The organism is Escherichia whittamii, from assembly GCF_014836715.1.
Classification (GTDB): Bacteria; Pseudomonadota; Gammaproteobacteria; order Enterobacterales; family Enterobacteriaceae; genus Escherichia; species Escherichia whittamii.
This window is the reverse complement of sequence record NZ_JACSQI010000020.1, coordinates 24,591-36,421: the sequence shown is the minus strand read 5'-3', so window position 1 is coordinate 36,421 and position 11,831 is coordinate 24,591. Positions and strand designations below refer to the sequence as shown.

The 11,831-nt window shown below is 53.7% G+C and carries 12 protein-coding genes and 1 riboswitch; of the genes, 4 read left to right on the top strand and 8 right to left on the bottom strand.

All coding sequences use genetic code 11. The features are described 5' to 3' along the window. The first annotated feature begins 447 nt into the window (after window positions 1–447). Complete coding sequence (gene purH, locus H9644_RS20745; RefSeq protein ID WP_064530421.1) at window positions 448–2,037, top strand: bifunctional phosphoribosylaminoimidazolecarboxamide formyltransferase/IMP cyclohydrolase; 1,590 nt, start codon at window positions 448–450, stop codon at window positions 2,035–2,037. An 11-nt stretch (window positions 2,038–2,048) separates the two neighbouring features. Continuing rightward, entirely contained in the window at window positions 2,049–3,338 is a 1,290-nt protein-coding gene (gene purD, locus H9644_RS20740) for a phosphoribosylamine--glycine ligase (RefSeq protein ID WP_064530420.1), read from the top strand. Here the strand turns inward: purD and zraR are convergent. Together zraR and zraS are read right to left on the bottom strand one after the other, a co-directional pair. After that, entirely contained in the window at window positions 3,335–4,660 is a 1,326-nt protein-coding gene (zraR, locus tag H9644_RS20735) for a sigma-54-dependent response regulator transcription factor ZraR (protein ID WP_064530419.1), read from the bottom strand. The two genes, purD and zraR, sit on opposite strands and share 4 nt — an antisense overlap. Continuing rightward, on the bottom strand, window positions 4,657–6,054 hold the full coding sequence (gene zraS, locus H9644_RS20730) for a two-component system sensor histidine kinase ZraS (RefSeq protein ID WP_191776387.1): 1,398 nt from the start codon (window positions 6,052–6,054) through the stop codon (window positions 4,657–4,659). Before zraS ends, zraR begins: the two co-directional genes overlap by 4 nt. Window positions 6,055–6,291: 237 nt before the next feature. On the opposite strand from zraS, the gene zraP reads away from it, so the two are divergent. Beyond that, the gene (gene zraP, locus H9644_RS20725; RefSeq protein WP_191776384.1) at window positions 6,292–6,705 is read left to right on the top strand and encodes a zinc resistance sensor/chaperone ZraP; all 414 of its coding nucleotides are present in this window, start codon (window positions 6,292–6,294) and stop codon (window positions 6,703–6,705) included. A gap of 1 nt (window position 6,706) precedes the next feature. On the opposite strand, the gene H9644_RS20720 is transcribed toward zraP, so the two are convergent. From H9644_RS20720 to nudC, 6 genes are all read right to left on the bottom strand, one after another. Continuing rightward, window positions 6,707–7,402, bottom strand: coding sequence for a DUF1481 domain-containing protein (locus tag H9644_RS20720; protein WP_064530422.1), 696 nt, complete (start codon window positions 7,400–7,402; stop codon window positions 6,707–6,709). A gap of 12 nt (window positions 7,403–7,414) precedes the next feature. Beyond that, on the bottom strand, window positions 7,415–7,687 hold the full coding sequence (hupA, locus tag H9644_RS20715; RefSeq protein ID WP_001044513.1) for a nucleoid-associated protein HU-alpha: 273 nt from the start codon (window positions 7,685–7,687) through the stop codon (window positions 7,415–7,417). A gap of 186 nt (window positions 7,688–7,873) precedes the next feature. Continuing rightward, window positions 7,874–8,464: a YjaG family protein gene (locus H9644_RS20710; protein ID WP_064530416.1), complete on the bottom strand. Its 591-nt coding sequence runs from the start codon at window positions 8,462–8,464 to the stop codon at window positions 7,874–7,876. Window positions 8,465–8,506: 42 nt separating this feature from the next. Then, the gene (gene nfi, locus H9644_RS20705; RefSeq protein WP_000362395.1) at window positions 8,507–9,178 is read right to left on the bottom strand and encodes a deoxyribonuclease V; all 672 of its coding nucleotides are present in this window, start codon (window positions 9,176–9,178) and stop codon (window positions 8,507–8,509) included. A 9-nt stretch (window positions 9,179–9,187) separates the two neighbouring features. Then, complete coding sequence (gene hemE / locus H9644_RS20700) at window positions 9,188–10,252, bottom strand: uroporphyrinogen decarboxylase (protein ID WP_064530414.1); 1,065 nt, start codon at window positions 10,250–10,252, stop codon at window positions 9,188–9,190. 39 nt (window positions 10,253–10,291) lie between these two features. Then, complete coding sequence (gene nudC / locus H9644_RS20695; RefSeq protein WP_064530413.1) at window positions 10,292–11,065, bottom strand: NAD(+) diphosphatase; 774 nt, start codon at window positions 11,063–11,065, stop codon at window positions 10,292–10,294. Between the two features lie 94 nt (window positions 11,066–11,159). Here nudC and H9644_RS20690 point away from each other — a divergent pair, with 94 nt between their 5' ends. Next, a complete protein-coding gene (locus tag H9644_RS20690) occupies window positions 11,160–11,636 on the top strand; it encodes an Rsd/AlgQ family anti-sigma factor (protein WP_064530412.1) in 477 nt (158 codons plus the stop codon). Window positions 11,637–11,687: 51 nt separating this feature from the next. Then, window positions 11,688–11,788, top strand: a riboswitch (TPP riboswitch). The last annotated feature ends 43 nt before the right edge of the window (window positions 11,789–11,831 follow it).

The window sequence follows — 11,831 nt, the reverse complement described above, 5'->3', positions numbered from 1 at the left end:
TCGCGAGGTGGCGTATATTACGCTTTCCTCTTTCAGAGTCAACCCTGAATTTCAGGATTTTTCTCTTCAACCGAACCGGCTAGTTGGTGTGAAGTGATTCACATCCGCCGTGTCGATGGAGGCGCATTATAGGGAGTTCTCCTGAGGCCGCAATAGAAAAATTGCAAAAAAATGACTGACTGCTGCATTCCCCAGCAAAACCCCGCTTTATACCTTTTTACACACAGAGTTATCCACAATCATCAGCATAATTTCTGTATTTCTCACACGGTAACCACTGTCAAAATTGTGATCGCCATTGAAAGAGAAAAATTCGCGAGCGTTGCGCAAACGTTTTCGTTACAATGCGGGCGAAAAATAAGGATGCCCCGTTAGGGGCGTTAGCTGAGTTTTTCGCGAAAAATTCAGCTAACGCTCTCTGTAATAGTCAAATCCAGGGGATTTACCATGCAACAACGTCGTCCAGTCCGCCGCGCTCTGCTCAGTGTTTCTGACAAAGCCGGTATCGTCGAATTCGCCCAGGCACTTTCCGCACGTGGTGTGGAGCTGCTGTCTACAGGGGGTACTGCCCGTCTGTTAGCAGAAAAAGGTCTGCCGGTAACCGAAGTTTCCGATTACACCGGTTTCCCGGAGATGATGGATGGACGCGTGAAGACCCTGCATCCGAAAGTTCATGGTGGCATTCTGGGCCGTCGCGGCCAGGATGATGCCATTATGGAAGAACATCAGATCCAACCTATCGATATGGTGGTCGTTAACCTGTATCCGTTCGCCCAGACCGTGGCCCGTGAAGGCTGCACGCTTGAAGATGCGGTTGAGAACATCGATATTGGCGGCCCGACGATGGTGCGCTCCGCCGCCAAGAACCATAAAGATGTCGCAATCGTCGTGAAGAGCAGCGACTACGACGCCATTATTAAAGAGATGGATGCCAACGAAGGCTCGCTGACTCTCGATACGCGTTTCGACCTCGCTATTAAAGCCTTTGAACACACCGCCGCCTATGACAGCATGATTGCCAACTACTTCGGCAGCATGGTTCCGGCGTATCACGGTGAAAGCAAAGAAGCTGCCGGTCGCTTCCCGCGTACGCTGAACCTGAACTTCATTAAGAAGCAGGATATGCGTTACGGCGAGAACAGCCACCAGCAGGCTGCCTTCTATATAGAAGAGAATGTGAAAGAAGCCTCCGTTGCCACCGCAACCCAGGTTCAGGGGAAAGCCCTCTCTTATAACAACATCGCCGATACCGATGCGGCGCTGGAGTGCGTGAAAGAGTTCGCCGAGCCAGCATGTGTGATTGTGAAGCACGCCAACCCTTGCGGTGTGGCTATCGGCAATTCCATTCTTGACGCTTACGACCGCGCGTACAAAACCGACCCAACCTCCGCATTCGGCGGCATTATTGCCTTTAACCGCGAGCTGGATGCTGAAACCGCACAGGCCATCATTTCTCGTCAGTTTGTTGAAGTGATCATTGCCCCGTCTGCCAGCGAAGAGGCGCTGAAAATCACCGCCGCCAAACAGAACGTACGCGTTCTGACCTGCGGTCAGTGGGGCGAGCGAGTTCCAGGCCTTGATTTCAAACGCGTCAACGGCGGTCTGCTGGTTCAGGATCGTGACCTGGGGATGGTCGGTGCGGAAGAACTGCGCGTCGTGACCAAACGCCAGCCGACCGAACAGGAACTGCGTGATGCACTGTTCTGCTGGAAGGTGGCGAAGTTCGTGAAATCCAACGCCATTGTCTATGCCAAAAACAATATGACCATCGGGATTGGCGCGGGCCAGATGAGCCGCGTGTACTCCGCGAAAATCGCCGGTATTAAAGCCGCCGATGAAGGTCTGGAAGTGAAAGGTTCTTCTATGGCTTCTGATGCCTTCTTCCCATTCCGCGACGGTATTGATGCCGCCGCTGCTGCGGGCGTGACCTGTGTAATCCAGCCTGGCGGTTCTATCCGTGATGACGAAGTGATTGCCGCCGCCGACGAGCACGGTATTGCGATGCTCTTCACCGATATGCGCCACTTCCGCCATTAATGGAGCGACAGATGAAAGTATTAGTCATTGGTAACGGCGGGCGCGAGCACGCGCTGGCCTGGAAAGCGGCCCAGTCGCCGCTGGTTGAAACTGTTTTTGTTGCTCCGGGTAACGCAGGCACTGCACTGGAGCCTGCACTGCAAAACGTCGCAATCGGAGTAACCGATATCCCGGCACTGCTGGACTTTGCCCAAAATGAGAAGATTGACCTGACCATCGTCGGCCCGGAAGCGCCGCTGGTGAAAGGCGTGGTCGATACCTTCCGCGCCGCCGGACTGAAAATCTTCGGCCCAACCGCAGGTGCCGCGCAACTGGAAGGGTCGAAAGCGTTTACCAAAGATTTCCTGGCACGCCACAACATCCCAACAGCGGAATACCAGAACTTCACCGAGATTGAGCCTGCGCTGGCGTATCTGCGCGAGAAAGGTGCGCCGATCGTTATCAAGGCAGACGGTCTGGCGGCGGGTAAAGGCGTAATCGTGGCGATGACGCTGGAAGAAGCCGAAGCCGCCGTTCACGATATGCTGGCGGGCAACGCCTTTGGCGACGCGGGTCATCGCATTGTTATTGAAGAGTTCCTCGACGGCGAAGAAGCGAGCTTTATCGTGATGGTTGACGGTGAACATGTGTTGCCGATGGCCACCAGTCAGGATCACAAACGCGTAGGCGATAAAGATACCGGGCCGAACACTGGCGGGATGGGCGCTTACTCTCCTGCGCCAGTGGTGACCGATGAAGTTCATCAGCGCACCATGGAACGTATCATCTGGCCAACCGTGAAAGGCATGGCGGCGGAAGGAAACACCTACACCGGTTTTCTCTATGCTGGTTTGATGATCGACAAACAGGGCAATCCGAAGGTTATTGAATTTAACTGCCGCTTTGGCGATCCGGAAACCCAGCCGATTATGCTGCGCATGAAGTCCGATCTGGTTGAGCTCTGCCTGGCTGCCTGTGAAGGCAAGCTGGACGAGAAAACATCCGAGTGGGATGAACGTGCTTCTCTCGGCGTGGTGATGGCTGCGGGTGGATATCCGGGCGATTACCGCACCGGCGATGTGATCCACGGCCTGCCGCTGGAAGAAGTGGAAGGTGGCAAAGTGTTCCACGCGGGTACGAAACTGGCGGATGACGAGCAGGTAGTGACCAGCGGCGGGCGCGTACTGTGCGTCACCGCGCTGGGTCATACCGTAGCAGAAGCGCAGAAACGCGCCTATGCCTTAATGACCGATATCCACTGGGACGACTGCTTCTGCCGGAAAGATATCGGCTGGCGCGCTATCGAACGCGAGCAGAACTAACGCGACAGTTTTGCCAATAGCGTTTTACGCGTGATCCCTAACTGACGGGCGGCTTCGGTTTTGTTACCGCCCGTTTTCTCCAGCGCCGCCAGAATCACTTCTTTTTCGACCTCCACCAGCGGCTGAATATCCTGACTTTGCGCCAGCGGGATCGGCGTGCCAGCAATCGCCAGCGGCAGCTCGCGTTCGGAAATATATTCCCCGGTCAGCAACACCACCGCCCTTTCCACCGCGTTTTCCAGTTCACGAATATTTCCCGGCCAGTCGTAGTGAATCAGCAGATCCATCGCCTGGGGCGTGAAGCCTTTTACCGCCTTGCGATTGCGTTCGGCAAACCCCTGAAGAAAATGGTTAGCCAACAGAGGAATATCTTCCCGCCGCTGACGCAGCGACGGCACTTCAATCGCCACCACGTTCAGGCGATAGTAGAGATCCTGGCGAAAACGCCCGGCATTTACCTCTGCGGCAAGATCGCGATGGGTCGCCGCAATCAGTCGGACATCAACCGAGATAGTCTGGTTGCTGCCGACACGCTGCACTTCGCGCTCCTGAATCGCACGCAGCAGACGAACCTGCATCATCGGCGAGATATCACCAATTTCATCGAGAAACAGTGTGCCGCCATCTGCCTCAACAAAGCGCCCTTCCCGCCGTTTGTCGGCTCCTGTAAACGCCCCTTTCTCATGACCGAACAATTCGGATTCCAGTAAGGATTCGTTGAGTGCCGCGCAGTTGAGCGTTACCAGCGGTTTTTCACTACGTGCGCTACTGGCGTGAATCGCTCTGGCGACCAGCTCTTTACCGGTGCCAGAATCGCCGTGGATCAGCACCGTGGCTTCCGATGGCGCGACGAGGGCGATTTCACTGAGCAGGTGTTGCATCGCCGGGCTTTTACCGACCATCCCGAACTGACTGGCAGACACCGCAGGCGTTTCAGCGTCGACACTGTGAGTATGCGCGAGCGCCTTTTCCAGCGTCACCTGCAGGTTATCGAAATCCAGCGGCTTGATGAGATAATCCAGCGCCCCGGTTTTCAACGCCTCTACCGCCGTCTCGACGCTGGAGTAAGCGGTCATAATCAGTACCGGAATCGCCGGATTTAACGCTTTGATCTCTTTGAGCGTGGCAATGCCGTCCATCTCCGCCATTCGCACATCGCAAAGCACAAGATCAAAAACCTTTTCCCGCATCTGCGCCAGCGCCTGTTGCCCGCTGTTCGCCAGCGCGACGTTATAGCCCCAGCCGCGCAGCAATGCCTGCAAGATAGTGCAGTGGCTAATGTCATCATCCACCACCAGAATATCGATATTATCGTGCGTCATCCTTGTGGGTCCTTACGCGTAATATTGACCGGAAGCCAGAGGGTGAACGTTGCACCTTTCCCCTCCTGGCTTGCGACCTGAATTGTACCACCGTGTTGTTCAACAATATTATGCACGACCGCCAGCCCCAGCCCGGTGCCGTCGGCCTTCGTGGTGAAATAAGGGGTAAAAATGGCTTCAAGCTGATCCGCTGCAATCCCCTTACCGCTGTCGGTGACGCTGATTGTCACCCCCGCGCCGCTTTCGCTGGCCGTCACGCTAATCACGCCATGCTGACCAATCGCCTGAATAGCATTGAGATAGAGATTCAACAGGACCTGGGTCAGTCGGTCCGGATCGGCCTGAATTTCCGGTAATGTGTCGTTAGCAGTAAAGCGTAACTGGATCTCCCGGCTGTTTGCATCCTGGCTTACCAGCTGTAATGAGTGGTTAATCAGAGTGTTGAAATCCACCGCCTGCAAAGCCAGATGCGTTGGCTTAACCAGTTCCAGCAGCTCACTTACCACGCGGTTTAAACGGTCGGACTCTTTCGCCATTACCTGCGCCAGTTGATGCGCTTCCCCGCCCTCTGGCACGCGTTCGGCAAAATATTTCGCCAGCCCTTTAATCGAGGAAAGCGGGTTACGGATTTCGTGGGCGACGCCTGCCGCCAGATGCCCCAGTGCCACCAGCTTCTCTTTGCGCTTCATTTCATCCTGCAACAGCTGGCGCGAGCGCAGATATCGGCGATACCAGAAGAATGACAACACGCTTGCCAGCAATACCGCCGCCAGCGCGAAGAGAATAATCAGGGTATTGCGCTTCTCCCCAATCTGGGTTGCGACCAAATCACTGGCATCAACGGCGATAAAAATGACCTGATGTGCATCTACCTGTGGCGCAGCTTCGCCGTTACAGCGCGGCATATTGTGCATACCATGCCGCCAGGGGGCTGACATTGGCTGGAACAAACGATAGACCTCAAGCGCAGGCACAGTTTCTGTTTTCTCAAGCAGTCGCCAGCGGGAGTTCTCCTCCGGCTTTAACTTCTGCATTTCATCAGGAGAATAGAGCACACGCCCAACCATTTCGGGGTCGCTATGAAGAATAATGATGCCCTGTGCATTAGTGACAGCAAACCACAACACCCCTGGCTGGCTTGCCATCTCTTCCAGAAGCGCCTGTTGCTGCACATGGTGCATTCGCATACCCATCCCTACGCGACTTCCCGACTCCAGAGCGCGAATAAGCACATTACCTTTTTCCAGTAATGCCTGGCGGTCGGCCTCGCTTGCCCGCCCATAATCGCGAATCACCGTCGCCGCAAACAATCCCACCAGCCCAACAATGACAACGGGGAGGATCGCGCTTAACCATTTGGCTAAGGAATCTTTAGAACGTTGCATAAAACGCATCTTCTTCTTTGCCTGTTCATCCCTTTTTAACAGCAGAAATCATGCCAGATTTTATCAACGGCTACCCTGCGCTGTAACACAAACGCTTGAGTTTCAATGAGTAAAAATGACTCGCTACCCACTGCAAGCGAGTCATTTTTACTCGCTTATCACGCCTGTTTGCCCGTCACATCAGCGTTTCATCGTTGGCACGAAAGATGCAATACCCAAAGTAAGACAACCACTGGAGGATTAACCATGAAACGGAACACGAAGATTGCCCTGATGATGGTGGCGCTTTCAGCAATGGCGATGGGATCGGCATTTGCCCACGGCGGACACGGTATGTGGCAGCAAAATGCAGCGCCTTTGACCAGCGAACAACAAACTGCCTGGCAAAAAATTCATAATGACTTTTACGCTCAAAGCAGCGCACTGCAACAGCAACTGGTGACGAAGCGTTATGAATACAACGCCCTGTTAGCCGCTAACCCACCGGATAGCAGCAAAATTAACGCGGTCGCCAAAGAGATGGAAACTTTGCGTCAGTCGTTAGATGGGCTACGAGTGAAACGGGATATTGCGATGGCTGAAGCGGGTATTCCACGCGGAGCCGGAATGGGCTACGGTGGTTGCGATGGTGGCGGTCATATGGATATGGGCCACTGGTAAATCAGAACGTTTTCTCGTTAGGTTGCCAGCGACAGAAATCAGAGTTTGCCACTAACAGTAATTGAGAACCTTCGGGCGCTTCCAGCCATGCCACGCTGACATCAACAGAAGAGCGGCTCTGGCGGCGCTCGATATGCGCTATCGCCTGCGAATCTAAATCAGGTTTAATGGTTTGCCCTTCGCAGGTAGTTACAGTTTGCTCCATCGCATGCCAGCGTCCCTGACGCAACACGACTCTCCCCTGACGTAAGGCATCGCTAATCTGGCGGATTTGGTCGGCACGGTAGCGATATAAATCGATTTGGTCGTTAGAAAGCTGCTGCTTTTCCCCGTCAAACTCACGTTGCATAAAGCTCAGATCGCCGCGATCGTCAAAACGCGCACGAATGTTCACCGGAGGTTTGCTATAAACATTGATATTGATAAGCGTGAGGTTATCGCCCTGCCAGCGATACTCTCGCGTCGTGGTATCGCCATTGCGCCACGGGCTAAATACGGCAAGCAGATGCACATTATCGCCGCTGTCTTTTCGCCAGATACGTACCGCGCCCTGGTCTTCAGCAAATCCACTGGCGGTAAAGGGAGGAAGTGAAGAGTTGTGGCTACAGGCAGTGAGAAACAGCGCACCTGCCAGCATCAATGAACGACGCCAGAAAGACAAAAGGGGTGAAACCACCCCTTCGTTAAAACTGTTCACTGCCACGCAATCTTACTTAACTGCGTCTTTCAGTGCCTTGCCAGAAACAAATGCCGGTACGTTCGCAGCGGCGATTTTGATTTCTTTACCGGTCTGCGGGTTGCGGCCAGTACGCTCAGCGCGGTGGTTCACTTTGAAGGTTCCGAAACCAACCAGTTGTACAGCATCGCCTTCTTTCAGAGACTCAGTAATTGCAGCCAGAGTGGACTCCAGAGCAGCTTTAGCCTGGGTTTTGGACAGTTCTGCTTTCTCTGCAATTACATCAATCAGTTGAGTCTTGTTCATAAGTTATCCTTACAATGTGTTTATCGCTTGCTAAGCATCGAGTGCGACGGAAATGCCAGAATAGCACTCTCCTGCATACACGCACCGATAGCCACTTTTTTTCGCCCCCCAAATGTAGACCAGACGGGGGGCGAAAGGGAAGACTCCAGGTATGACAAATCAGGCGTTAAATCACGTTTTCTGGTCTTATTGCTGAAAAATTATACCAATATTGCTCTCGCCCGCCTCACGCAGGTCTGCCCTAAGCCCTTTTATCAGCTCGATGTCGCGTTCTTCGCACTCGGCTAAAAGTCGGAATATTTCCCACTGAATGTCCCATTCTTGCTCTACTGCTGGGTTTTCTTTGAGCTCTTCATCGCTCATTTCGCGACCAGCCTGAGTCATTTCCAGCATCGCAACGGTAGTGATAGAGGTCTTACTCACTTCCACCGCGTGTTCGAGCGTTTCGCCACTTAAACGCGAATGGACCAGTTCACTTAATGCCACGCAGGCATCGATTGCCGGATAAACACCGTACAGATCGAAATCGTCCGCTGAAGGAATCGCCTCTTCAAATTTCTCCAGTTGGCTGTCGAAATTCACTTTTGCGTCTTTGACCGTCAGCGTTTCCCAGATGAGATCGAGAATGCGGCGGTAAATTTGCCCATCGGCAAAACCGGTTTGCTGGCAGAACATAGCGTAATTGGGGTACATGCGTTCGCACAGACAAGCCATGAAAGTGACGTGCTGCCAGCTTTCCAGGCGTTCCAGACGCAGATGAATCGGGTTTTGTAACATGTTGAGTTCTCAAATACGGAAATTATCCGCAGTTTACCTGAATTAGGGCTGATTTGCTGTATAGCGCACGAATGCCGGACGTTCCGAGGCCACCGCGTCCGCCCAGCGCGTTGGCTCCGGCAGACGATAGCCTTTCATGCAGCGTTGTACCCACGCCAGCGCACTATCCACGCTGACCCGATGGCCGGTCGCGATAAATAGCGGGTTACAGCGCGCTTTGCTGCGCCAGACCCAGGCCAGCTGCTCGCCTTTATCCATCAGCGGGGCCAGCGCGCCCGGCTCGCTGGAGAGCGGTTCGAATTTACCGCATAGCCGTTTTTTCGCCACGCCAATAGTTGGCACATCCACCAGCAAACCAAAATGGCTGGCGACACCAAGACGGCGCGGATGCGAGATCCCATGACCATCGACAAACACTAAATCCGGTTTTTGCGACAGCATCTCCCACGCTGCCAGCAGCGCAGGATATTCACGGAAGGAGAGAAAACCAGGAATATAAGGCATGGTGGTGGCGATGCGGGCCACTTTATACTCCACCAGCTCTAGAGTGGGGTATTTCAGCAGTACCATCGCCGCTCGCGTCACTTCTCCGCCCTGCTCAAACCCGACATCGGCTCCGGCGATCAGATCCGGCGGATCTTTATCGAGTCGATCCTCGCGGATCACAGAAGAAGCCAGTTCGATTTGTTGAGCGCGTAATGACGCGAGATCCATAACCACTCCTTACTGATGATAAGGCGCAGACAGGCGATGCACTGCCTCCACAAACACGCCAGCATGTTCTGGCGGCACATCCTGATGAATGCCATGGCCGAGGTTAAAGACGTGGCCTTCACCGTGACCGAAACCAGCAAGTATAGACGCCACTTCTTCTTCAATGCGGGCAGGCGGTGCATACAGCATCGATGGGTCCATATTGCCCTGCAGCGCGACTTTATCACCCACGCGGCGGCGCGCATCGGCAATGTCCGTTGTCCAGTCGAGGCCCAGCGCATCACAGCCGGTTTCCGCCATAGCTTCCAGCCACTGTCCGCCGCCTTTGGTAAACAGCGTCACCGGCACGCGGCGACCGTCGTTCTCACGCAGTAAGCCATCAACTATTTTATGCATGTAATAAAGCGAGAACTGTTGATAATCGCGCCCGGTAAGCACGCCGCCCCAGGTGTCGAAAATCATCACTGCCTGAGCACCGGCTTTAATCTGCGCGTTCAGATACAGAGTGACGCTTTTCGCCAGTTTATCGAGTAGCGCGTGCAGCGCCTGCGGCTCGGCATACATCATTTTTTTGATCACGGTGAACGCTTTGCTGCTGCCGCCTTCCACCATGTAGGTCGCCAGCGTCCACGGACTGCCGGAAAAACCAATCAGCGGCACTTCGCCTTTCAGTTCGCGGCGAATGGTACGCACCGCGTTCATCACGTAACCCAGCTCATCTTCCGGGTCCGGTATTGGCAGTTTATCGACGTCAGCTTTGCAGGTGACTGGCGAGGTAAAACGCGGACCTTCTCCGGCTTCAAAATAGAGCCCTAACCCCATCGCGTCCGGAACGGTGAGGATATCGGAAAAGAGGATCGCCGCATCCAGCGGATAGCGACGCAGCGGTTGCAAAGTCACTTCGCACGCCAGCTCGGCGTTTTTGCAAAGCGACATAAAATCGCCCGCCTGGGCGCGGGTGGCTTTGTATTCCGGTAGATAGCGGCCCGCCTGGCGCATCATCCATACTGGAGTGACATCAACGGGCTGGCGCAACAGCGCCCGCAGATAACGATCGTTTTTAAGTTCGGTCATTTTGGCTGTTCCTTAGTGCGTCAGGCGGTCAGTGTATCATCACTCATACTCTGCCCGACACATCGCCACCGTATCTTCTATCAGACGGCGCGCCACGGTGCCGGGCGGCGGGAGTAACGGCAAATCGTCATAGCGATACCAGTTCGCCTCAAGCAATTCTTTCGGGTCAATGACGATATCGCCGCTGTCATATTCCGCCATAAACGCGGTCATTAAAGACTGAGGAAACGGCCACGGTTGGGAGGTCACATAACGCAGATTTTTGACTTTAATTCCGCTCTCTTCCATCACTTCCCGCGCGACTGCCTGCTCGAGGGTTTCGCCCACTTCAACGAATCCGGCAAGTACCGTATGGACACCGTTTCGATGGCGGGTATGCTGGGCAAGAAGGATCGAATCATCGCGACGGATGGCAACGATAATGCAGGGGGCAATTTGTGGATAGTAACGCTCACGGCAGTGACTGCACAGCATTGCCCATTCGGTTTTGCTCGGATACATCTCATGGCCGCAGTAGCCGCAATATTTATGTGAGCGGTAAAACTCCGCCAGTTGCACACCGCGCCCAGCCAGTTGAAACAGCCCAACATCCAGATCAATCACCTGACGTACCGATCCCATATCGTGACGACGCTGCTGTTGCACTAGCCAAACAGGTTCTCCCTGCCATTCGCCTATATGCAGTGCGCGCTGACCCACAAGATCGAAATTTGCCGCTTCGCCGTATGGTAATTCTCCCTTCGGCAACCATAATTTTTGTTCATGACTGACTACCCACCAGCCGTGATCTAATTTTTCAATTATACGATCCATAGCTCTTGCACTACCTTTGCATCACTGGCATGTTTAACATGGTTTTTACATTTCTCACTGAGCAGTTTTTGAATACAAACTTGCGGAGTCAATCATGCTTAACCAGCTCGATAACCTGACGGAGCACGTCAGAGGAAGTAACAAACTGGTTGATCGCTGGCTACATGTACGTAAGCATCTGCTCGTGGCTTACTACAATCTGGTTGGCATTAAGCCTGGCAAAGAATCGTACATGAGGCTGAATGAAAAAGCCCTTGATGATTTTTGCCAGAGTCTGGTCGACTACCTGTCTGCTGGACATTTCAGTATTTATGAACGCATTCTTCATAAACTAGAAGGCAACGGGCAACTCGCTCATGCCGCGAAGATTTGGCCGCAGCTGGAAGCCAACACGCAACAGATTATGGATTACTATGATTCCAGCCTGGAAACCGCCATCGATCATGATAATTACCTTGAGTTTCAACAGGTTTTATCTGACATCGGCGAGGCGCTGGAAGCACGCTTCGTACTGGAAGATAAGCTGATTCTGCTGGTGCTTGACGCCGCTCGCGTCAAACATCCTGCTTGAGTTCTGCGCTGTTAACGCGTAATTTACATTCAATGCCCCGTTTGCGGGGCTAATTTCTTGTCGGAGTGCCTTAACTGGCTGAGACCGTTCATTCGGGATCCGCGGAACCTGATCAGGCTAATACCTGCGAAGGGAACAAGAGTTAATCTGCTATCGCATCGCCTTTGCGGCGATCGTCTCTTGCTTCATCCGTCG